Origin of the sequence: Streptomyces sp. NBC_00989, assembly GCF_045162655.1 — a bacterium.
GTDB lineage: Bacteria > Actinomycetota > Actinomycetes > Streptomycetales > Streptomycetaceae > Streptomyces.
This window is the reverse complement of sequence record NZ_CP108728.1, coordinates 8,415,332-8,437,733: the sequence shown is the minus strand read 5'-3', so window position 1 is coordinate 8,437,733 and position 22,402 is coordinate 8,415,332. Positions and strand designations below refer to the sequence as shown.

Annotated in this window: 17 protein-coding genes, 1 tRNA gene and 1 pseudogene; 7 read left to right on the top strand and 12 right to left on the bottom strand. The window is 70.5% G+C overall.

Annotated elements, in window-relative coordinates; translation table 11 throughout:
• The first annotated feature begins 6 nt into the window (after window positions 1-6).
• Window positions 7-843, top strand: a complete 837-nt coding sequence (locus OG714_RS37750; protein ID WP_406127859.1) for an ABC transporter ATP-binding protein — start codon at window positions 7-9, stop codon at window positions 841-843.
• The gene (locus tag OG714_RS37745; RefSeq protein WP_406127858.1) at window positions 840-1,556 is read left to right on the top strand and encodes an ABC transporter ATP-binding protein; all 717 of its coding nucleotides are present in this window, start codon (window positions 840-842) and stop codon (window positions 1,554-1,556) included. Before OG714_RS37750 ends, OG714_RS37745 begins: the two co-directional genes overlap by 4 nt.
• Window positions 1,557-1,659: 103 nt before the next feature.
• Here the strand turns inward: OG714_RS37745 and OG714_RS37740 are convergent, their stop codons facing one another.
• Window positions 1,660-2,316: an ANTAR domain-containing response regulator gene (locus OG714_RS37740; protein WP_043675163.1), complete on the bottom strand. Its 657-nt coding sequence runs from the start codon at window positions 2,314-2,316 to the stop codon at window positions 1,660-1,662.
• Window positions 2,317-2,419: 103 nt separating this feature from the next.
• On the opposite strand from OG714_RS37740, the gene OG714_RS37735 reads away from it, so the two are divergent.
• Window positions 2,420-2,492: transfer RNA gene (locus OG714_RS37735), tRNA-Leu, on the top strand.
• Between the two features lie 104 nt (window positions 2,493-2,596).
• Window positions 2,597-3,336 (top strand): annotated as a pseudogene (locus OG714_RS37730) (helix-turn-helix domain-containing protein).
• A gap of 199 nt (window positions 3,337-3,535) precedes the next feature.
• Here the strand turns inward: OG714_RS37730 and pyk are convergent.
• The gene (pyk, locus tag OG714_RS37725) at window positions 3,536-4,972 is read right to left on the bottom strand and encodes a pyruvate kinase (RefSeq protein ID WP_406127856.1); all 1,437 of its coding nucleotides are present in this window, start codon (window positions 4,970-4,972) and stop codon (window positions 3,536-3,538) included.
• Window positions 4,973-5,117: 145 nt separating this feature from the next.
• Complete coding sequence (locus OG714_RS37720; RefSeq protein ID WP_406127854.1) at window positions 5,118-5,837, bottom strand: SIMPL domain-containing protein; 720 nt, start codon at window positions 5,835-5,837, stop codon at window positions 5,118-5,120.
• Window positions 5,838-5,964: 127 nt separating this feature from the next.
• On the opposite strand from OG714_RS37720, the gene OG714_RS37715 reads away from it, so the two are divergent.
• Window positions 5,965-7,770, top strand: coding sequence for a bifunctional metallophosphatase/5'-nucleotidase (locus OG714_RS37715; RefSeq protein ID WP_406127853.1), 1,806 nt, complete (start codon window positions 5,965-5,967; stop codon window positions 7,768-7,770).
• 60 nt (window positions 7,771-7,830) lie between these two features.
• On the opposite strand, the gene OG714_RS37710 is transcribed toward OG714_RS37715, so the two are convergent.
• From OG714_RS37710 to OG714_RS37685, 6 genes are all read right to left on the bottom strand, one after another.
• Window positions 7,831-9,279: a lysine N(6)-hydroxylase/L-ornithine N(5)-oxygenase family protein gene (locus OG714_RS37710; protein ID WP_406127851.1), complete on the bottom strand. Its 1,449-nt coding sequence runs from the start codon at window positions 9,277-9,279 to the stop codon at window positions 7,831-7,833.
• Complete coding sequence (locus OG714_RS37705; RefSeq protein ID WP_406127850.1) at window positions 9,276-10,643, bottom strand: pyridoxal phosphate-dependent decarboxylase family protein; 1,368 nt, start codon at window positions 10,641-10,643, stop codon at window positions 9,276-9,278. The genes OG714_RS37710 and OG714_RS37705 overlap by 4 nt, the downstream gene beginning before the upstream one ends.
• 157 nt (window positions 10,644-10,800) lie before the next feature.
• Complete coding sequence (gene pepN / locus OG714_RS37700; protein WP_406127849.1) at window positions 10,801-13,284, bottom strand: aminopeptidase N; 2,484 nt, start codon at window positions 13,282-13,284, stop codon at window positions 10,801-10,803.
• Window positions 13,285-13,340: 56 nt separating this feature from the next.
• On the bottom strand, window positions 13,341-13,895 hold the full coding sequence (locus OG714_RS37695; protein ID WP_406127847.1) for a two-component system response regulator: 555 nt from the start codon (window positions 13,893-13,895) through the stop codon (window positions 13,341-13,343).
• A 152-nt stretch (window positions 13,896-14,047) separates the two neighbouring features.
• The gene (locus tag OG714_RS37690) at window positions 14,048-14,398 is read right to left on the bottom strand and encodes a chorismate mutase (protein WP_406127846.1); all 351 of its coding nucleotides are present in this window, start codon (window positions 14,396-14,398) and stop codon (window positions 14,048-14,050) included.
• A 155-nt stretch (window positions 14,399-14,553) separates the two neighbouring features.
• Window positions 14,554-15,444: a helix-turn-helix domain-containing protein gene (locus OG714_RS37685; RefSeq protein ID WP_406127844.1), complete on the bottom strand. Its 891-nt coding sequence runs from the start codon at window positions 15,442-15,444 to the stop codon at window positions 14,554-14,556.
• A 96-nt stretch (window positions 15,445-15,540) separates the two neighbouring features.
• Between OG714_RS37685 and OG714_RS37680 the strand changes: the two genes are divergently transcribed.
• Entirely contained in the window at window positions 15,541-17,307 is a 1,767-nt protein-coding gene (locus tag OG714_RS37680; RefSeq protein WP_406127842.1) for a glycoside hydrolase family 35 protein, read from the top strand.
• Window positions 17,308-17,329: 22 nt separating this feature from the next.
• Here the strand turns inward: OG714_RS37680 and OG714_RS37675 are convergent, their stop codons facing one another.
• From OG714_RS37675 to OG714_RS37665, 3 genes are all read right to left on the bottom strand, one after another.
• Window positions 17,330-18,589 carry a DUF2201 family putative metallopeptidase gene (locus tag OG714_RS37675; RefSeq protein WP_406127840.1) on the bottom strand — a complete coding sequence of 420 codons (1,260 nt, stop codon included), beginning with the start codon at window positions 18,587-18,589 and terminating at the stop codon, window positions 17,330-17,332.
• Entirely contained in the window at window positions 18,586-19,836 is a 1,251-nt protein-coding gene (locus OG714_RS37670; protein ID WP_406127839.1) for an AAA family ATPase, read from the bottom strand. The genes OG714_RS37675 and OG714_RS37670 overlap by 4 nt, the downstream gene beginning before the upstream one ends.
• Before the next feature lie 76 nt (window positions 19,837-19,912).
• Window positions 19,913-21,295 (bottom strand): hypothetical protein, encoded by a 1,383-nt coding sequence (locus OG714_RS37665; RefSeq protein WP_406132089.1) that lies wholly within the window; start codon window positions 21,293-21,295, stop codon window positions 19,913-19,915.
• A gap of 168 nt (window positions 21,296-21,463) precedes the next feature.
• Between OG714_RS37665 and OG714_RS37660 the strand changes: the two genes are divergently transcribed.
• Window positions 21,464-22,345, top strand: coding sequence for a hypothetical protein (locus tag OG714_RS37660; protein ID WP_406127837.1), 882 nt, complete (start codon window positions 21,464-21,466; stop codon window positions 22,343-22,345).
• Window positions 22,346-22,402: the final 57 nt, after the last annotated feature.

Below are 22,402 nucleotides of genomic sequence, written 5' to 3'. Positions count from 1 at the left end.
AGAGCCATGACGACACCAGTACTCGAAGCCCGTGACGTCACCATGCGCTTCGGCGGCCTCACCGCCGTCCGCTCCGTCGACTTCACCGTCAACGCCGGCGAGATCGTAGGCCTCATCGGCCCCAACGGCGCCGGCAAGACCACCTTCTTCAACTGCCTCACCGGCCTCTACGTCCCCACCGAGGGCACGGTCTCCTACCAGGGCACGGTGCTTCCCCCGAAGCCCCACCTGGTCACCAAGGCAGGTATCGCCCGCACGTTCCAGAACATCCGTCTGTTCGCCAACATGACGGTCCTGGAAAACGTTCTCGTGGGCCGCCACACCCGCACCAAGGAAGGCCTCTGGTCGGCCCTCCTCCGCGGCCCCGGCTTCAAGAGGGCCGAGAAGGCCAGCGAAGACCGCGCCATGGAACTCCTGGAGTTCATCGGCCTCGCCCACAAGCGCGACCACCTGGCACGGAACCTCCCCTACGGCGAGCAGCGCAAGCTGGAGATCGCACGCGCCCTGGCCTCCGAGCCGGGTCTGCTCCTCCTCGACGAGCCCACCGCCGGCATGAACCCCCAGGAGACGCGGGCGACCGAGGAGTTGGTCTTCGCCATCCGCGACAAGGGCATCGCCGTCCTCGTCATCGAGCACGACATGCGCTTCATCTTCAACCTCTGCGACCGCGTCGCCGTCCTCGTCCAGGGCGAGAAACTCGTCGAGGGCACCTCCGACGTCGTCCAGGCCGACGAACGCGTCGTAGCCGCCTACCTCGGCGAACCGTTCGAACCCACACCCGAGGACACCGAACCCGCGACGGAAGCGGAGAGCACCACCAGCGCCAAGGGAGAAGCCCAGTGACCGCACTGCTAGAGGTCGAGGACCTCAGGGTCTCCTACGGCAAGATCGAAGCCGTCAAGGGCATCTCCTTCAGCGTCGAAGCAGGCCAGGTCGTCACCCTCATCGGCACCAACGGCGCCGGCAAGACCACCACCCTGCGCACCCTCTCCGGCCTGCTCCAGCCCTCCGGCGGCAGGATCACCTTCGACGGCAAGCCGCTCAACAGCGTCCCCGCCCACAAGATCGTCGCCCTCGGCCTGGCCCACTCCCCCGAAGGCCGGCACATCTTCCCCCGCCTCACCATCGCGGAGAACCTCCAGCTCGGCGCCTTCCTCCGCAAGGACAAAGAAGGCATCGAGAAGGACATCCAGCGCGCCTACGACCTCTTCCCCATCCTCGGAGAACGTCAGAAGCAGGCGGCGGGCACATTGTCCGGCGGTGAGCAGCAGATGCTGGCGATGGGCCGCGCCCTGATGTCCCAGCCGAAGCTCCTGATGCTGGACGAACCGTCCATGGGCCTCTCCCCGATCATGATGCAGAAGATCATGGCGACGATCGTGGAACTCAAGGCCTCGGGCACGACGATCCTCCTGGTCGAGCAGAACGCCCAGGCGGCGTTGTCCCTGGCCGACCAGGGCCACGTCATGGAGGTCGGCAACATCGTCCTCTCCGGCACGGGCGAGGACCTCCTGCACGACGAGTCGGTACGGAAGGCGTACCTCGGCGAGGACTGAAGTCCCCGTCACCGCCTCCGTTCTCCCGTCTCCGTTTTCCACGACGAGGCCCGCGCCCCCAGCTTCGGGGGCGCGGGCCTCGTCGTACGTACCGTCGCGGGTCTCAGCCCTTCGCGGACTTCTTCTCGTCGGCGTCCTGGATGACCGCCTCGGCGACCTGCTGCATGGACATCCGACGGTCCATCGACGTCTTCTGGATCCAGCGGAAGGCGGCCGGCTCGGACAGCCCGTACTCGGTCTGAAGGATCGACTTCGCACGGTCGACCAGCTTGCGCGTCTCCAGCCGCAGGGTGAGGTCGGCGACCTCCTGCTCCAGCTGCTTGAGCTCCGTGAAGCGCGAGACGGCCATCTCGATCGCGGGCACGACGTCACTCTTGCTGAAGGGCTTCACCAGGTACGCCATCGCACCGGCGTCCCTGGCCCGCTCGACGAGGTCGCGCTGCGAGAAGGCGGTGAGCATCAGTACGGGCGCGATGCCCTCTTCGGCGATCTTCTCGGCGGCGGAGATGCCGTCCAGCTTGGGCATCTTCACGTCGAGGATGACCAGGTCGGGCTTGTGCTCACGGGCCAGCTCGACGGCCTGCTCACCATCACCGGCCTCACCGACGACGGTGTACCCCTCTTCTTCGAGCATCTCTTTGAGATCGAGCCGAATCAGGGCCTCGTCCTCGGCGATGACGACACGGGTCGTCAGCGGAGGCACGTGCGACTTGTCGTCGTCGGGCGCGTCTACGGGCTGGGGCGACTCGGGGGCGGTCACGGGGGCTCCTCGTTCAGGGCACGGGGGTAGTGCTGACAAGAGCCTACCTAGCTGCGATAAGGTGGGGGCACAGCGGGAGACCGCTGACCTTCGTTTCAAAGGGGCCCCGGTAGCCCAGCGGTAGAGGCCATGGATTCAAAACCCATCCAGCGTCGGTTCGAATCCGACTCGGGGCACTTTTCCTTCAAATCGAAGGCAAACATTTAAAGCGGAGGTTCGCGTTCGCGTGAACCTCCGCTTTTGTTGCGTGTCACGAAGATCACTCCCGCAGCGTGTCCACATGTACGACATCAGCACACGCAAGCGAGCGCTCGCCCTGCTCGAACAGGGCCGCAGCCTGAACTCCGTAAGCCGCGAGACCGGCATCTCACGCGCCACGATCCGCTCCTGGCAGGACCGACTCCCTGCCCAGCATCGCGACCCCGGCCCTCGGGCCACCTGCCGACCATCAGGCCTACGCCTACCTCCTGGGCCTCCACCTCGGCGACGGCTGCATCAGCGCCCACCCTCGCGGCACCGGCCACTACCTCAGGATCGCGTGCGCCGACGCGTGGCCCGGGCTCATCCAACTGTGCCGCGAGGCCATGGCGAAGGTGCGCCGGCATCGGCGTCTTCTCACTCCAGAAGGAGGGCTACGTCATGGTGACCAGCTACTACCGGCACTGGCCCCACCTCTTCCCCCAGCACGGACCCGGCGTGAAGCACAACCGCAGAATCGCCCTCGAACCCTGGCAGCAGGACATCGTCGACGCCCATCCCTGGGAGTTCATCCGAGGCCTCGTCCACTCCGACGGCTGCCGTGTCACCAACTGGACGACCCGCCTCGTAGGCGGTGAGACAAAGCGCTACGAATATCCCCGGTACTTCTTCACCAACCTCTCAACGGACATCAGGCGGCTCTACACCGACACCCTCGACAAGGTCGGCGTCAACTGGAAGCGGGCGAACGCCTACAACGTCTCCGTCGCCCGCAAATCCTCAGTCGCCCTCATGGACACCCACGTAGGCCCCAAACACTGACCCCGCCCGCCGAGATGTGGGCGAACCGGGGTCATTACGAGTCCATCAGCCATAACGCGAAGGGGATTTGGCGAAAGCCCGCGCATTCGTCCGCGAGGGCGTTCTCCTATTCGCCGCCGCTCTTCTCGGTGGCCGGGAAGGAATTGAGGGTGATTCAGATGTCCGGGGACGTCATATTGCTCACCGCGTCGCTCTCGCGCTACTTGGGGCTGTCGTCCTCGCCGACGTGGTGGACGCGGACGAGGTTCGTCGAGCCGGCCACTCCGGGGGGTGAGCCCGCGGTGATGACGACGATGTCGCCCTTCTGGCAGCGGCCGTGCTTGAGGAGGAGTTCGTCGACCTGGTCGACCATCGCGTCGGTGGAGTCGACCTGGGGGCCGAGGATGGTCTCCACGCCCCAGGTGAGGGTGAGTTGGGCGCGAGTGGCCGGGTCGGGGGTGAAGGCCATCACGGGGATGGGGGACCTGTAGCGCGACAACCTGCGGACGGTGTCGCCGGACTGGGTGAAGGCCACCAGGAACTTCGCGCCGAGGAAGTCGCCCATCTCGGCGGCCGCTCGGGCCACGGCGCCGCCCTGGGTGCGGGGCTTGTTGCGTTCGGTCAGCGGGGGCAGGCCCTTGGCGAGGATGTCCTCCTCGGCGGCCTCGACGATGCGGGCCATGGTGGTGACGGTCGCGATGGGGTAGTTGCCGACGCTGGTCTCGCCGGAGAGCATCACCGCGTCCGTGCCGTCGATCACGGCGTTCGCCACATCCGAGGCTTCCGCCCTGGTCGGGCGGGAGTTCTCGATCATCGAGTCGAGCATCTGGGTGGCGACGATGACCGGCTTGGCGTTGCGCTTGGCCAGTTTGATCGCGCGCTTCTGGACGATCGGGACCTGTTCGAGGGGCATCTCCACGCCGAGGTCGCCGCGGGCGACCATGATGCCGTCGAAGGCGGCGACGATGTCGTCGATGGCCTCGACCGCCTGGGGTTTCTCGACCTTGGCGATGACGGGGAGGCGGTGGCCCTCCTCGTCCATGATGCGGTGGACGTCGTCGATGTCCTTGCCGCTGCGGACGAAGGAGAGGGCGATGACGTCGAAGCCCGCGCGCAGCGCCCAGCGGAGGTCGGCCTCGTCCTTGTCGGAGAGGGCCGGGACGGACACGGCGACTCCGGGGAGGTTCAGGCCTTTGTGGTCGGAGACCATGCCGCCTTCGACGACCTTGGTGTGGACGCGGGGGCCGTCGACGGCGGTGACTTCGAGGCAGACCTTGCCGTCGTCGACGAGGATGCGTTCGCCGGTGGTGACGTCGGCGGCGAGGCCCGCGTAGGTGGTGCCGCAGGTCTGGCGGTCGCCCTCGGCGCCCTCTTCGACGGTGATGGTGAAGGTGTCTCCGCGTTCAAGGAGTACGGGTCCTTCGGTGAAGCGGCCGAGTCGGATCTTCGGACCTTGAAGGTCGGCGAGCATTCCGACGCTGCGGCCGGTCTCCTCGGCGGCCTTCCGCACGCGCTGGTAGCGCTCCTCGTGTTCGGCGTGGGTGCCGTGGCTGAGGTTGAAGCGGGCTACGTCCATTCCGGCTTCGACCAGGGCTTTGATCTGGTTGTACGAGTCGGTGGCGGGGCCCAATGTACAGACGATTTTTACTCGGCGCATGGTTTGAGCCTAGGCCTTACCGGCGGGTAGGGAATTGGCCGTGCATGACTACTCAACAACCTTTGGGTGAAGGGTTATTGACAAGGCTTGAATGTGCGGCGGGCTGCTCCAATGAGCGTTCGAATGGTCGAATCAAAGGCTCGGCTCATAGGCGCGGGGGTGTCATCGTGAAGCGTGCGTTGACCTGGGCGTAGACCTGTTGTCGTTCGGGTTCGAGGTCGAGGGGCGCGGCGGCGGTGTCCTCGGCGGCTCCGCCCATGAGGGCTCGGGAGCGCATGCGGCCCGCGGGTGCCGCGTAGGTCTGGGCGTTCTCGGCGCCGATGTCGGCCAGCTCGACCAGTGCGGCCAGGGTCGTGCCGAGTGCTTCGGCGTATTCGCGGGCGCGTTGGACGGCTTCGTGGACGGCTTGCTGGCGGGCTTTGCGGTGGACGGGTGAGTCGGGGCGCAGGGCCCACCAGGGGCCGTCGACGCGGGTGAGGTCGAGGTCGGCGAGGCGGGTGGTGAGTTCGCCGAGGGCGGTGAAGTCGGTGAGTTCGGCGGTGACGTTGACTCTGCCGTGGTAGCGGTGGACGCGTTCGCCGCGGCCGTGTTTGGTGAGTTCGGGGGTGATGGAGAAGCCGCCGGTCTCCAGGCGTTCGACGGCTTCGCCGTAGCTCTTGACCAGGTCGAGGACGGTGGCGTTGCGGCGGGTGAGGTCGTCGAGGGCGGTGCGGCGGTCGGTGCCGCGGGCGGCGACGGTGATGCCGATGCGGGCGATCTCGGGGTCGACTTCGAGGCGGGCTTCGCCGCGGACGGCGATGCGGGGGGCGTCGGGGGTGCCGTAGGGGACGGGGGGTTGGTGGTCGTCCGGGGTGGGGGTGGTCATACGTCCCACTCTGTCAGGTGTGCGGTCTGGTGGTCATCAGATCGAAACCTGCGGGATCTGTCGCGTGCGGTAAGAAGCGAGTAAGAATCTACGCGCGTCGTTGACCGTTTCCCGAGGAGAGCCAGACATGCCCTTGAACCGCCGGAAGTTCCTGAAGAAGTCCGCCGTGACGGGTGCGGGGGTCGCGCTGGCCGGTGCGGCGGCGGCTCCGGCGGCGCAGGCCGCGGAGAGGAAGAAGCCGGGCCGGCACCCGAAGCGGTACTCGCTGACCGTGCTGGGGACGACGGATCTGCACGGGCATGTCTTCAACTGGGACTACTTCAAGGACGCGGAGTACTCCGACGCCAAGGGCAACGCGATGGGGCTGGCGCGGGTGTCGACCCTGGTGAACCAGATCCGCCAGGAGAAGGGGCGGCGGAACACGCTACTGCTGGACGCGGGCGATACGATCCAGGGCACCCCGCTGACGTACTACTTCGCGAAGGTGGACCCGATCACCGCCAAGGGCGGTCCGGTGCACCCGATGGCGCAGGCGATGAACGCGATCGGGTACGACGCGGCGGCTTTGGGCAACCACGAGTTCAACTACGGCATCGAGACGCTGCGGAAGTTCGAGGACCAGTGCCGTTTCCCGCTGCTCGGGGCGAACGCGCTGGACGCGAAGACGCTGAAGCCGGCGTTCCCGCCGTACTTCATCAAGAAGTTCCAGGTGCCGGGCGCTCCGCCGGTGAAGGTGGCGGTGCTGGGGCTGACGAACCCGGGTATCGCGATCTGGGACAAGGCGTACGTGCAGGGGAAGTTGACGTTCCCGGGTCTTGAGGAGCAGGCGGCGAAGTGGGTGCCGAAGCTGAAGTCGATGGGGGCGGATGTCGTCGTCGTGTCGGCGCACTCCGGGTCGTCGGGGACGTCGTCGTACGGTGACCAGCTGCCGTACGTGGAGAACTCGGCGGCGCTCGTCGCGCAGCAGGTGCCGGGGATCGACGCGATCCTCGTGGGCCACGCGCACGTGGAGATCCCGGAGTTGAAGGTCACGAACACGGCGACGGGCAAGACGGTCGTGCTGTCCGAACCGCTGTGCTTCGCCGAGCGGTTGAGCGTGTTCGACTTCGAGTTGGTCTTCGATAAGGGCCGTTGGACGGTCGAGTCGGTGGCGGCGTCGCTGCGGGACGCGAAGACGGTCGCGGACGATCCGAAGATCACGCGGTTGCTGAAGGACGAGCACGCGCTGGTCGTGGAGTACGTCAACCAGGTGGTCGGTACGGCGACGGCGACGCTGACGACGGTCGACGCGCGGTACAAGGACGCGCCGATCATCGACCTGATCACCAAGGTCCAAGAAGACGTGGTGAAGACCGCGTTGGCGGGGACGGCGTACGCGTCGCTGCCGGTGATCGCGCAGGCGTCGCCGTTCTCGCGGACCTCGGAGATCCCGGCGGGCAACGTGACGATCCGGGATCTGTCGGGTCTGTACGTGTACGACAACACGCTGGTCGCGAAGTTGCTGACGGGTGCTCAGGTGCGGGCGTACCTGGAGTACTCGGCGCAGTACTTCGTGCAGACGGCCGCCGACGCGGTGATCGACACGGAGAAGCTGACGAACGCGAACGGCCGCCCGGACTACAACTACGACTACGTGTCGGGGTTCTCGTACGACATCGACGTCGCGCAGGCGGCGGGTTCGCGGATCAAGAACCTCACCTACAACGGTGCGGCGCTGGACGACGCGCAGCAGTTCGTGCTGGCGGTGAACAACTACCGGGCGAACGGCGGCGGTGCGTTCCCGCATGTGGCGTCGGCGACCGAGGTGTGGTCGGAGTCGACGGAGATCCGGACGCGGATCGCGGAGTGGGTGACCGCGAAGGGTGTGCTGGATCCGGCCGACTTCGCCTCGGTGGACTGGAAGTTGACGCGGAACGGGACGCCGGTTTTCTGAGCCGGTTCCTGAGCTCGTCTTCTGGGGGCCCGGCGGCTCTGGTCGCCGCCGGGCCCCTTCCTAGTGTTCTACGAGTGGGGTGAGGGTGCGGGTGGCCTGGCGGGCCGGGGGGATGTGGGCCTGCGGGTCGAGACCGAACGTGGTGAAGGCCGTTCGGCCGGGGAGGGGGTAAGGCTCCTTGCCCGTGAGGGAGTTGAGGATGGTGGCGCTGCGCCAGGCGGCGAGGCCGAGGTCGGGGGCGCCGACGCCGTGGGTGTGGAGTTCGGCGTTCTGGACGTAGACCTGGCAGCCGGAGCCGGTGACGCAGGGGTCGAGGACGAGCCTGAACTGGTCGTCCACGCGCGGGCGTTCGGCGCTGTCGCGGCGCAGGTAGGGGTCGAGTCCGGCGAGGATGCGGCCGAGGGGGCGTTCGCGGTAGCCGGTGGCGAGGACGACGGCGTCGGTGGTGAGACGGGAGCGGGTGTTCTGCTGGAGGTGTTCCAGGTGGAGCTCGACCTTGGTGGTCGCGATGCGGCCGGCGGTGCGGACGCGGACGCCGGGGGTGAGGACGGCGTCGGGCCAACCGCCGTGCATCGTACGGCGGTAGAGCTCGTCGTGGATGGCGGCGATGGTGTCGGTGTCGATGCCCTTGTGGAGTTGCCACTGTGCGGTGACGAGGCGGTCGCGGACGGGTTCGGCGAGGGCGTGGAAGTAGCGGGTGTAGTCGGGGGTGAAGTGCTCCAGGCCGAGCTTGGAGTACTCCATGGGGGCGAAGGCCTCGCTGCGGCCGATCCAGTGGAGTTTCTCGCGTCCCGCGGGGCGGTGGCGGAGCAGGTCGAGGAAGACCTCGGCGCCGGTCTGGCCCGAGCCGATGACGGTGATGTGGTCGGCGGCGAGAAACGTTTCGCGGTGGGCGAGGTAGTCGGCGGCGTGGATGACGGGGACGCCGGGGGCTTCGACGAGGGGCTTGAGCGGGTCGGGGACGTAGGGGGCGGTGCCGACGCCGAGGACGATGTTCTTCGTGTACGTCCGGCCGAGTGCTTCGGCTTCTCCGTCGCTGTCGAGCTGGGTGAAGTCGACCTCGAACACGTCGCGTTCGGGGTTGAAGCGGACGGCGTCGACCTGGTGGCCGAAGTGGAGTCCGGGGAGGCTGCCCGCGACCCAGCGGCAGTAGGCGTCGTACTCGGCGCGCTGGATGTGGAAGCGCTCGGCGAAGTAGAAGGGGAAGAGCCGGTCGCGGGCCCTGAGGTAGTTGAGGAAGGACCAGGGGCTGGCGGGGTCGGCGAGGGTCACCAGGTCGGCGAGGAAGGGGACTTGGACGGTGGCGCCCTCGATGAGGAGGCCGGGGTGCCAGTCGAAGCCGGGGCGCTGTTCGTAGAAGGCGGTGTCGAGTTCGGTGAGGGGGTGGGCGAGGGCAGCCAGCGAGAGGTTGAACGGTCCGATGCCGATGCCGACCAGGTCGCGGGGTGCTTCGGGTTCTTGGCGTGGGGGGTTGGGGGTCTGGGGGTGACCCGTCGGGGGGTGGCTCATCGGGGGGTGTTTCCTTCCACCAGTTTCAGGAGGGCGGCCAGGTCGTCGGGCCGGGTGTGGGGGTTCAGGAGGGTGACCTTGAGCCAGAGCCGGCCGTCGAGCGCGGCCCGGCCGAGGACGGCCCGTCCGTCGGTGAGGAGTTGACGGCGTACGGCGGCCACGGCGTCGTCGGTGGCGTCGGCGGGCCGGAACAGGACGGTGCTGATGACGGGCGGGTCGTAGAGGTCGAAGCCGGGGTGGTTGTGGACCATGGCGGCGAACTCCCGTGCGCGGGCGCAGACTTGGTCGACGAGGGTGCCGAGTCCGGTGCGGCCGAGGGTTTTCAGGGTGACGGCGAGTTTGAGGACGTCGGGGCGTCGGGTGGTGCGCATCGAGCGGCCGAGAAGGTCGGGCAGGCCCGCTTCGGTGTCGTCGTCGGCGTTGAGGTAGTCGGCGCGCTGGGTGAGGGCGGCGAGGTCGCGGGGGTGGCGTACGGCGAGGAGGCCGGCGGCGACGGGCTGCCAGCCGAGTTTGTGCAGGTCGAGGGTGACGGTGTGGGCGCGGTCGAGGCCGGCGAGTTTGTCGCGGTGGCGGTCGCTGAAGGTGAGGCCTCCGCCGTAGGCGGCGTCGATGTGGAGGCGGGCGCCGTGGGCGGCGCACAGGCCGGCGATCTCGGGCAGCGGGTCGATGAGTCCGGCGTCGGTGGTGCCGGCGGTGGCGGCGACCAGGACGGAGCCGCGGGGGCCCGGCAGTGCGGTGAGGGCTTCGTCGAGGGCGGCCGGGTCGAGGGTGCCGGCGGGGGCGGGGACGACGACGGGGTCGGGCAGGCCGAGGAGCCAGGCGGCGCGGGGCAGGGAGTGGTGGGCGTTGCTTCCGCAGACCAACCGCACGCTGCCGCCGTTGGCTTCGCGGGCGAGGAGGAGGGCGAGTTGGTTGGCTTCGGTGCCGCCGGTGGTGACGAGGGCGTCGGCGAGGCCGATCTCGTGGGCGAGGGTGCGGGTGACGAGGGCTTCGAGGGCGGAGGCGGCGGGGGCCTGGTCCCAGGAGTCGAGCGAGGGGTTCAGCGCGCTGACGGCGAGGTCGGCGGCGGTGGCCACGGCGAGCGGCGGGCAGTGCAGGTGCGCCGCGCACAGCGGGTCCGCGGGGTCGGCGGCGCCTTCCGCCAGCGCGTGCACGAGGGCGCGCAGGGCGTCGGGGTCGCCGTCGTCCGGGAGTACGTCCCCTACGGCGTCCCTCATGCGGGCGGCGACCGCGTCGGGGCCGCCCGCGGGGAACGGGCCGCCGCGGGCCCGGCGTCCGGTGCCGAGGGCGTCGAGGACGGTGTCGAGCAACGGCCGCAGGGCGTCGGGTCCTTCGGGGCCTGAGGCGAGGGGTGCGCTGCTCATGCTGTCCTCCGGGGCGCGTGGCATGGGGAGTTCCAGCTTGTACCTGGATGGGTCGACGCGCCCGGGGAGAACAACGATCGGAACCCGAAAGGGTGTTGTTCAGTGCCGGTGAAGGGTGCTGTTCAGTGCCTGGTGTTGGTGTGGGCGTTGGCTGGGACTACGCCCCCCTCACCCGCAACGCCCGCTCCAGGTCGTCGAGTTGGTCGACCAGCTTGCGGCGCAGGGACGGGGTGAGGTCGGCGTCGCGGAGGCACTCCTCGCCGAGGCGGAGGGTTTCGGGGTCGACGGCGTGGGTGGGGAAGGCCCAGCGGCCGGCGGCGTCGGCCATGGCGGGGCCCCGGCGGGCGGCGAGGGCTACCGCGTCCGTGTAGAAGCGGGGCACGTACTCCCGTACGAGGTCGGCCTGTTCGGGTTGCCAGAAGCCCTGGGCCGTCGCGGTGAAGAGGTAGTTGGAGAGGTCGTCCGTGGTGAACATCGCCTCCCAGGCCGTGCGCTTGGCCTCGGGGTCGGGGAGGGCGGCCCGGCAGCGGGCGGCGCCTTCCTGGCCGGTGGCGGACGGGTCGCGTTCCAGCTCGGCGGCGATCGCGGGCTCGTCGGTGGCGCCGAGGACGGCGAGGCGGGACAGGACGCGCCAGCGGAGTTCGGGGTCCAGTTCGGGGCCGCCGGGGACGGTGCCTTCGGTGAGCCAGGCGGCGATGGTGTCGGGGTGGGCGGCGACGTCGATGAAGTGGCGTACGGCGATGAGGCGCAGGCCGGGGTTCGAGCCGTCCTCGGTGCGGCGGATGAGGTCGCGGCACAGGGCGGTGAGGGTCGCGAGGGCGACCGGGCGGGCCTCGGGGGTGAGGTAGCGGTCGGTGACCTGCGCGGAGGCGAAGGCGAGGACGCCCTGGACGAGGGCGAGGTCCGTCTCGTGCGGGAGGTGGGCGCGGGCGGCGTCCAGGTAGGCGGAGGCGGGGAGTTCGCCGTCGCGGACCGCGTCGCGCAGGGCGTTCCAGACGACCGCGCGGGTGAGGGGTTCGGGGAGGCCGGAGAGGCTGGTGCGGACGGCCTCGAAGGAGTCGGGGTCGAAGCGGACCTTGGCGTAGGTGAGGTCGCCGTCGTTGAGGAGGAGCAACGCCGGGCGCTTGCCGAGGGGTTGGGGTTCGGTCTGCGGGACGTCGAGGTCGAGGCGCTCGCGCAGGACGAGGCGGTTGGTGTCGCCCAGGTCCTGGTCGTAGAGGCCGACGGCGATGCGGTGCGGGCGGCTGCCCGCGCGGTCGACGAGCAGGGTGTACGTGCCGTTGTCCGCGCGGGTGATGGTGGGGGTGAGGGTGTCCACGCCCGTCGTGCTCAGCCACGCGTCGGCCCAGGCGTGGACGTCGCGTTCGGTGCCCGAGGCGAGGGAGTCGATGAAGTCGGCGAGGGTGGCGTTGGCGAACTTGTGGCGGGCGAAGTGGGTGTTGATGCCGGCGAGGAAGTCCTTCTCGCCGAGCCAGGCCACCAACTGCCGTAGCGCGGAGGCGCCCTTGGCGTACGAGATGCCGTCGAAGTTGAGGAGGGCGGAGGCGGTGTCGTCGACGTTCTCGGGGGCCACGGGGTGGGTGGAGGGGCGCTGGTCGGCGTCGTAGCCCCAGGCCTTGCGGACGACTCCGAAGTCGGTCCAGGTGTCGGTGAAGCGGGTGGCCTCGGTGAGGGTTTGGTAGCCCATGTACTCGGCGAAGGACTCGTTCAGCCAGATGTCGTCCCACCACTGGAGGGTGACGAGGTCGCCGAACCACATGTGGGCCATCTCGTGGGCGATGACCATGCCGCGGGTCTGCCGCTCGGTGTCGGTGACGGCGGAGCGGTAGATGAACTCGTCGCGGAAGGTGACCAGGCCGGGGTTCTCCATGGCGCCCGCGTTGAACTCGGGGACGAAGGCCTGGTCGTAGGAGTCGAAGGGGTAGGGCTCCTCGAACTTCTCGTGGTAGCGGTCGTAGCACTGGCGGGTGATGTCGAGGATCTCGTCGGCGTCCGCGTCGAGGTGGGGGGCCAGGGAGCGGCGGCAGTGGATGCCGAAGGGCAGGCCGCGGTGTTCGGTGCGGACCGAGTGCCAGGGGCCGGCGGCGACCGCGACGAGGTAGGTCGAGATGAGGGGGGTGGGGGCGGCCTGCCAGCGGCCTTCGCCGAGGTGTTCGGTGATGCCGTTGGCGAGGACGGTCCAGCCTTCGGGGGCCTTGACGGAGAGGTCGAAGACGGACTTGAGGTCGGGCTGGTCGAAGGCGGCGAAGACGCGCTGGACGTCCTCCATGAAGAGCTGGGTGTAGAGGTAGGTCTCGCCGTCGGTGGGGTCGGTGAAGCGGTGCATGCCCTCGCCGGTGCGGGAGTAGCGCATGCTCGCGTCGACGCGCAGTTCGTGCTCGCCGGCGTTGAGTCCGGGCAGCGGGAGCCGGTTCTCGACGAGGTGCTCGGGGTCGAGGGGGCGGCCGTCGAGGGTGACGGAGCGCAGCTCGGCGGGCTTGAGCTCGACGAAGGTGTCCGCGTCCGCGCGAGCGGTGAACGCGATGACGGTGCGGGAGTCGAAGGTGTCGTCGCCCGTCGTCAGATCGAGTTCGATCGTGTAGCGGTGGACGTCGAGGAGCCTGGCACGGGTCTGCGCTTCGTCGCGCGTCAGTACGGACATGCAGGACATGCTGCCTGATGGCACCGACGTGGCACAGAGGTGGTTCCGTACGCGGCTTATGTCCGGTCGGGCGCGGGTGCAGGGGTGGCCGTGGGTGCGGGTGCGGTGTTCTGGGCGTCGCGCTGGTAGGGCACGCGCGCGTCCGGGTGGGGCAGGGCCGCGCGAGGGGCGGGCGGGTCCTTGAGGAGGGCGCGGAGTTCGCGGACCTCCTCTTCGAGGGCCCGATGGCGCTGGTGGGCGTCGTAGAGGTAGCGGACCTTGGTGCGCAGGGCCCAGGGGTCGACGGGTTTCATCACGAGGTCGGCGACGCCGAGGGTGAAGGCGGCGGCGGTCGTCTCGGGGTCGGGGCCGAAGCCGGTGAGGAGGAGGACGGGGATGTGCTGGGTCTGCTCCAGGCGGCGCAGGTAGCGGACGACGTCCAGGCCGCTGACGCCGGGCATGCGCACGTCGAGCACGAGGAGGCCGACCCTGCCGCGGAGCACCTGCTTGAGCGCTTCGTCGCCGCTGGTGGCGCGGGCGAGCCGGTAGCCCAGCGGGGCCAGGGCGCTCTCCAGCGCGTACAGCGTGTCCTCATGGTCGTCGACGATGAGGATCTCGGCATCCGACGGCATGGCCCGACGTCCCTCCCGCGTGGGACAACCAGCTTATGACGCAGGTGATGACGGGGCGTGCCCGTCGGCTGACATGGAGTGCACAAGCGGTGCACAGCGCAGCATGGCCCCGAACTCGCCCCGCTGTCACGCCCCTTACCGGACGTGCGAGGTCAGTTCGCCGTGGGTGAACCGCCGTTCACGGCGTCCTCCGCGATGCGCTCGTGGTGGCGGATCACCTCGCCGATGATGAAATTCAGGAACTTCTCAGCGAACGCCGGGTCCAGCTTGGCGCTTTCGGCCAGCGCGCGGAGGCGTTCGATCTGGCGGGCCTCGCGGGCCGGGTCGGCGGGCGGCAGCCGGTGGGTGGCCTTGAGGACGCCGACCTGCTGGGTGGCCTTGAAGCGTTCGGCGAGCATGTGGACGACGGCGGCGTCGATGTTGTCGATGCTGTCGCGCAGCCGGACGAGCTCCTCGCGCACGGCGGGGTCGACGTCACCGGTTCCGTTGGTGCTGGTGGTCATGGGCGACCACCCTACGTGGCGTGCGACCACTCGATGTTCGACCCCTGTGTGGTGTGCGCCTGTGTGGCATGTGCCCACTCGGTCGTCGGACCCACGTGGCGTGCGGCCACTCAGCTGTCAGCCCCATATGGCATGCGCCCACTCGATCGTCGGCCCTATGGGGCGTGCGGCCACTCGATGATCGGTGGATCGGCCGGATCGGGGACCTGGTCGCTCCAGCCGCCGGGGACGGTGCGGCCCTGCTGGGCGCGGAAGCGGACGGGTGGCATGCCGACGCGGCGGGTGAACAGGCGGCTGAAATAGGCGGGATCGTCGTAGCCGACACGGCGGGCGACGGCGGCGACCGGGAGTTCGGTGGCGGCGAGGAGTTCCTTGGCGCGGCCCAGGCGGATGCCGAGGAGGTAGTCCTTGGGGCTGCATCCGGCGCCCTGGCGGACGGCGGCGCGCAGGGCGGCGGGGGTCATGCCGTGCCGGGCCGCGTGGTCGGCGACGGTCAGCGGCAGGCAGGCGTCCCGGGCGAGGGCCTGGAGGACCGGGTCGCCGTCGGGGGCGAGGTCGGCGCGGGCGCGGCGCAGGGCGACCAGGAGTTCGTGGACGGCGGCGCCGGTCTCCACCTCCAGGAGGGGGTTGCCGCGCCGCGCGGCGCGGGCCATGCGCCCGATGACCGCGCGGGGTCCCGTCGCGTCCGAGAGGGCCACCACGGGCCGCTCCGGCTCGATGTAGCCGAGTTCGGTGTACGTCGTCGTCGCGGGCCCGGTGAAGTCGACGAACCCCTCGTCCCAGCCGCCGCCGGGGTCGGGCGCGTAGTGGTGCGGCACGCCGGGGGTGAGCCACAGCAGCGCGGGCGCGGTGACGGTCGTACGGCGGCCGTCGGGGCTCAGGTACCAGCCGCCGCCCGCGCTGATCACGACGGCGACGTGGTGGTCGAGGGTGCGGGGGCCGACGGTGGGCAGGGCGCCGTACTGGAGGCCGACGCCGAGGCAGGCGAGGCCGAGGCGGTGGTGGGCGGGTGTGGGCGTGAAGAAACGCATCCAGGTGTGGTACATCGGCGCCTCCTCACACAGTGCTCGGTCCGCTCGGTCCAAGTAGCGGTGATCTTTGTCCATGGACGTGATCGGCGCCAAGGGGTGAGAGTCGTCGGTATGAGTGAGTTCACGGTGGGCGACAGGGACTTTCTGCTGGACGGACGGCCGGTGCGGCTGCTGTCCGGGGCACTGCACTACTTCCGGGTGCACGAGGCGAGCTGGGGGCACCGGCTGGCGATGCTGCGGGCGATGGGCCTCAACTGCGTGGAGACGTACGTCCCGTGGAACCTGCACGAGCCGGCGCCGGGCGACTTCCGGGACGTACAGGCGCTGGGCAGGTTCCTGGACGCGGCGCGGGAGGCGGGCCTGTGGGCGATCGTGCGCCCGGGGCCGTACATCTGCGCGGAGTGGGAGAACGGCGGGCTGCCGCACTGGCTGACGGGCGAACTGGGGGCACGCGCGCGTACGCGTGACGAACGCTTCCTGGGTCACCTGGAGCGCTGGTTCCGGCAGCTGCTGCCCGAGGTCGTGTCCCGGCAGCTCGACCGCGGCGGCCCGGTGATCATGGTGCAGATCGAGAACGAGTACGGCAGTTACGGCTCCGACGCGGTGTATCTGCGGCGTGTGGAGGAGCTGTTGCGCGACGTGGGCGTCACCGTCCCGCTGTTCACCTCGGACGGTCCCGAGGACTTCATGCTGAGCGGTGGTTCGGTCCCCGGTGTCCTCGCGACGGTGAATTTCGGGTCCCATGCGCGCGACGCCTTCGATGCGCTGCGCCGGCATCGCCCCGAAGGGCCGCTGATGTGCGCGGAGTTCTGGTGCGGCTGGTTCGACCACTGGGGCGGCGAGCACGTCGTACGCGATGCCGAGGACGCGGCGGCGGCCCTGCGGGAGATCCTGGAGTGCGGCGCGTCGGTCAACCTCTACATGGCGCACGGCGGCACCAACTTCGCCGGCTGGGCGGGCGCGAACCGGGGTGGCGGCGCCCTGCACGAGGGGCCGTTGGAGCCCGACGTGACGTCGTACGACTACGACGCGCCGATCGACGAGTACGGGCGCCCCACGGACAAGTTCTGGCGCTTCCGCGAGGTGCTGGCCGCCTACGCCGACGGCCCGCTGCCCGAACTCCCGCCCGCACCCGCGTCGTTGGGCGCCCCGGCCGAGGTGGGCCTGACGGGCTGGGCGCCTCTGGCCGACGTACTGGAGGCACGCGGTGGGCCGGAGACGGAGGGCCCGGTGCCGCCGACCTTCGAGGAACTGGACGTGGACCGCGGAATCGTCCGCTACGAAGTGACCGTTCCGGGACCGCGCGCGCCCTGCCCGCTGATCGCGCGCGGACTGCGGGACTTGGCGGTGGTGTACGTCGACGGGGAGCGGGCCGGGGTCCTCATGGAGGGCGACGAGCAGCTCAAGGAGCCCGTCGCCGGGCACGCGCGTGTGCAGGTGTGGGTGGAGTCCCTGGGGAGGGTCAACTACGGGCCGCGGCTCGGGGAGGCGAAGGGGATCACCGGGGGGCTGCTGCACGAGCGGCAGTACCTGCACGACGTACGCGCGCGTGGGCTGCGGTTGGACGCGCTGGACGACATCGAGGGCGTTCCGTTGCGCGAGGTGCGGGAGCTGTCCTCGGACGGCTCCCCCGGGCTGTACCGCGGCACCGTCGAGGTGCGCGGCGCCGGGGACGCCGTACTCGAACTGCCGGGCTGGACACGGGGGTTCGTGTGGGTCAACGGGTTCAGTCTGGGGCGGTACTGGTCGGCGGGACCGCAACGGGAGTTGTACGTCCCCGGTGCCGTCCTGCGGGAGGGCGGGAACGAGGTGTGGGTGCTGGAGCTTCAAGAGGCGCCGTCCCTTTCGGAGTCGCCCCTCACGCTGAAGGGCGTCTAGGACGTCTAGGGCATCTAGGGCATCACCGGGCGACGGGTACGGACCCGATCTCGACCACCCGCGCCCAGTCGGGCGGTGTGTCCGGCACGTAGTCGGGGTCGTCCTCGGCGTACTCCCCGGTCTCGTACCGGCGCGGGAAGAGCCCCACCACCGTCCGGCAGGGCGGTCGGGTGTCCGGCCAGCTGGTCTGGCCGTCGGTGAGGACCACGACCGCGTCGGGCCGGGGCCGGGTGCTCAGCGCCTTGGCGAAGCCGGTGCGCAGGTCCGTACCGCCGCCGCCCAGCAGGGGAATGCCCTCGGCGCGGCACAGCGGGTGCGCGACCTGGGCCGCCGCGTCGCACGGCACCACGGTGACCAGGTCGCGGCGGCCGCCCACCGCCCTTGAGATCGCGGCGACTTCGAGGAGCGCGCTGCCCAACTCGGCGTCGCTGACCGACCCGGAGGTGTCGATGACCACGCACACCCGGGGCGGCCGGCGGCGCAGGCTCGGCAGCACGACGCCGGGCAGCGCCGCCGAGCGGCGCGAGGGCCTGCCGTAGACGTAGTCCTCGCCCGCGCCGGGAGCGGAGACCGCCGAGCGGACCGCGGCGCCGAGCAACTGCCGCCAGGGCTGCGGCGGATGGAACGCCTCCTCCGCCCACCGCCGCCACCCGCTGGGGGCGCTGCCGGGGCGGCCGGTGATGCCCTGGGCCACCCGGAAGCGGACGGCGTCGCGCTGCTGCTCGCTCAGCCCCTGCGCGCCGTCCGCGCCCAGGTCCCAGTCCCGGTCGAGCCCGTCGGCGCCGCTGCCGCAGTCCAGCCACGCCAACTCCTGGGTGCGCGGCCCGAGTTGGAACCAGCGCAGGTAGTCCTCCATCAGGTTCCCGTCGGGCAGCCCCAACGACCCCGGCAGGACCGCGCCTTGGGGAACGACCAGGCCGTCGCCGAACACGTCGTCGTTGATCTCGAAGTCGGCGGCGATGTTCATCCGCAACCGCTCCCCCGGGCCGGTCAGTCCCCGCTCGCGGGCGACCCGGTCGCTGCGGCCGTGGTGGTCGCGGAGCAGGTGCGACACCTCGTGGACCCAGACTCCGGCCAGGTCCTCGACCGTCGTCCGGTCCACGAAACCCGGTGAGACGTAGCAGCGCCAGTGCCGGTCGACGGCCATCGTCGGTACCTGCCGCGACTCGACCGTGTGCAGCGCGAAGAGGGCCGTGGCGAGGTAGGGGCGGACGCGGGCGGCGTAGAGGCGGGCGGCGAAGAGCTTGTCGAGGTCCAGGGCGGCGACCGTGTCCGTGTTCACCGGCCGCCCTTCACGGCGACGGCGGCGCGGTCCGCCCGCCGCGACAGGGCGACCACTCCGGCGAGTCGCTCGATGGACGCGGGCACGTCCCAGTCCTCGCGGCGCAACGAGGCGAGGGTGGTCGCGGGGACGACGACCAGGTCCGGGGCGCCGGTCTCCAACGCCCGCACCAGCAGCGCCCAGGCCGCGTCCCAGCGGGCCCTGTCGGGACGGTTGCGGACGGCGGCCACCACACCGTCGAGCACGGCCTGGCGCAGATCCCCGCGCTCGGGCAGTTCGCCGGCCGTCGGGTCGGCGAGGAACGTCTCGGGGTCGGGAAGGTCCATCCGGTCCACGCTCGCGAGCAGTTCGAGTCCGGGACCGTCCCCCACCGTGCCCCTGACCAGCAGGGACAGCACCTCCCGCGAGGAACCGGCCGCCGTCGCGAACGCGATCAGGCTCATCGCCATCTCCCAGCTCCGGGGCGACGGCCAGGCGCCGCCGCGCCGCGTCTCGTTGCCGGGGAGTTGGTGGACTAGCTTGGGGCGGCCGGTGAGCAGCCCGCACACCGCGCGGCGCGCGAAGTACACGGCCTCGGGCAGCTTCTCCGGATCGAGCCGCGGCAGGGTCGCCCGCGGCCAGGTGCCACCGAGTCCGCGTACGACGACCTCGTGGTCGTGGGTCCACTGAAGGTGCACGAAGCGGTTGGCCAGCGGCGGGCTCAGCTCCCAGCCGTCCGCCGCCGAGGACCGCGGATTGGCGGCGGCCACGATCCGCACCCCGGGCGGCAGCCGCAGCGCGCCGATCCGCCGCTCCAGCACCAGCCGCAGCAGCGCGGCCTGCACGGCGGGCGGCGCGGTGGACAACTCGTCCAGGAACAACAGCCCCCGGCCCGCCCGCACGAGCCGTACGGCCCAGTCCGGCGGGGCCATCGGGACGCCCTGCTCGGCGGGGTCGTCGCCCACGACGGGCAGCCCGGAGAAGTCGGACGGCTCGTGCACGCTGGCGATCACCGTGGTCAACGGCAGGTCCAGGGCGGCGGCGAGCTGCGTGAGCGCGGCCGTCTTGCCGATACCCGGCTCGCCCCACAGCAGCACGGGGAGGTCGGCGGCGACGGCGAGGGTGAGGGCCTCCAGCTGGGTGTCGGGGCGGGGTTCGGTGGTGGTGTCGCGCAGGAGGGCCAACAAGTCCTCGGCGACGTCGAGTTGGGCGGGTGAGGGGATGGGGTCGGCGGGGTTGAGGGCGGCGTACAGGGTGCGTGTGGGCATATGTGGTCACCTTTGGGGCCGAGTTGGGGTGAGACGAGGCGTGCGTGGGTGAGAGCGGGGCCGAAGTCCCGTACGGTCAGCGGCTGGTGGTGCGGCGGGGGCGGAGCTTCTGGGCGCGCGGAAGTCCCGGGAAGAAGTGGCCGGATCGGGGTCCGGGACCGGTCAGTCCCGCCCTGAACAGCCCGTACGCGAGCCGCCGTTCGGCCGCCGCCCGCAGTTCGTCCCGCAGCGCGCCACCCCGCAGCACCGCGTCAGGACCGAGCAGTCCTTCTACGACGGCCAGCGCGCCGGCGGTGTCGCCGTGGATGAGGCGTTCGCGGACGCCGGTGAGGCAGTCCGGGTGGCGGTGTGCCTCGTCGATGGCCTGGAGGCAGGGCAGCGGGGTGCCGGTCAGCGCGACCAGCAGTTCCTCGCGACGGATCTCGGCCGGGTCGTGGTCCAGGGGTGCCAGTACGCCGTCGACCAGGCCGATCCGGTGCTGGGCGCCCCGGCATTCGATCAGGTGCGGATCCCCTGCCCGGTCCGGCATCCGTGCGGAAGCGTCCGGTTGAGGTCGAGGCCGATCCGGTACGAGTGCGGCGGCGACCAGCGGATGGAGTCGGTCGGCGTCGATCTCACCGGTGCGCAGGAGTTCCAGGTCGGGCAGGACCCAGGTCGCCGCGTCGGGGAGGACCGGCAGCACGCTGGCGCTGCCGTCCGTCGGCGCCGGTGCGATACGCGGGGTGCCCTCGACCGGGTCCGGGGTCAGCGCGAGCCGGTGCCGGGAGCCGAGCCGTACCGTGACGGGACCGGTCGTACGGCCCTCCGCGTCGAGCAGGATCGCTGCCTCGGCCGCCCACCGGTCGACGGCGCAGTTCCGCACGTCGGGCACCCTGTGCGGATCCGCGATCGGCGGAGGTCCGTCGCCGGGTGGCCGGTCCGCTCCGGACCGGGCCCGCAGTTCGCCGCTCCTCCCCGCGTCCCACAGATGTCGGTGCAGGTCGAGGCGGAACCATCGGCTGGGCCGGGGATGCGGATGCCGACGGGCGTAGGCGTCGCGGCGGGTGCCGTCCCACAGGGCGAGGCTGATGCGCTGGCCGCCGTCCGCCCAGGCCGGTGGCGTCCGGACCACCAGGTGCGGCGGGCCCGTGGCATCGTCCCCGTAGCGGGCCAGGGTGAGGGTCAGTCCCGGGCGCAACAGGCCGTCAGGGGCGATCCTCGGCAGATGCCAGCGCAGCAGGTCAGGGGCGAGTCGGCGGAGATCGGCGCGGACCCTGGCGGCCAGTTCCCGGCCATGGGTGCGCGCTACGGACCGTAGGTCGAGATCGATGTCGACACCGGCGGCGGCACAGGCGCCTGCCCAGTCCCCGGCACGACGGCGGACCGTAGCGGTCTCGATCATGGAGGGCGGCACGGCGAACTCGCGCACGCGCAGCCAGAAGGAAAGCCGGGAATCCCCGTTCGCGGTGTGAGGCATCAGCACTCACCTTGCGCGGACGGGACCCCCATTCTGTGAACAGAGTGAGTCGTCATCGCGGGGAGCATAACCTTCCCGGCCGCGATCTGTCAGGGGGATTTCAGGGGCGTGCATTCGTGCGCGTCGGCATAGAGTGGATGCGGGTTCAGGGCGTCTCTGGGGGTTGTGGACGTGGCGGACGACGGACCGGTCGAGCACGGCTACCCGCACCTCGATACGGTGCGGGACGCCATCACCGCGCTCTACAAGCGGTTGTCCTACGACACCGTCCAGACGTTCGCGACCAGCGTGGCCCCCGTCGACGTGGCGTTCTGCGACACGGACGACCTGCATCTGGGGGCGCAGCGGGTGGCCCGCGAGATGGTCCGGCACTACCGGCTCCCGGACGCCCGGCCGATCATCAGCTTCCGTGAGATGACGCATGCCGCGAACGTCGAACTCACCGCCGGGCCCGAGTACTTCATCGAGTTGAACGACCGGTTCCGCACGCATCGGCGGGACATCGGCGCGGCTCTCGCCCACGAGGTGATGCACGTCTATCTGCACCGCCTCGACCTGTCCTTCCCCGGCACCCGCGAGAACGAGATCCTCACGGACACGGCGGCGACGTATCTGGGCGCGGGGTGGCTGTTACTGGACGCGTACCGGGAGGACGCGGCGTCCTCGCAGAAGCTGGGCTATCTCACGCCGGAGGAGTTCGGGTACGTCCTCGCCAAGCGTGCCCTGGTCTTCGATGAGGATCCCTCCGTGTGGTTCACCAGCCCGCAGGCCTACACGGCGTACGTCAAGGGGATGGCGCAGGCCCGGCGTGACGAGCAGCAGCCCCCGTTGACCGCGGCGGGGTGGGCCGGGCGGCGCCGGTACGCCCATGACCGGCGGCACGGGCCCGGCGTGCAGTCAGGCGTGCCGTATGCCTTCAGCGGGGACCAGGGCGGCAGCTTGCGGGTGTCGTTCCCCTGCCCCACGTGTCATCAGCGGATCAGGGTGCCGGTACGGGGGCGGGTACGGGCGCGGTGTTCGTTGTGCCGGACGGTGCTGGAGTGCGACACGTAGGTTGAAGTGCCGGGTGTGTTCAGGGTGTTGACGCGGGCGAGCGGTGTCGCTGCGAAC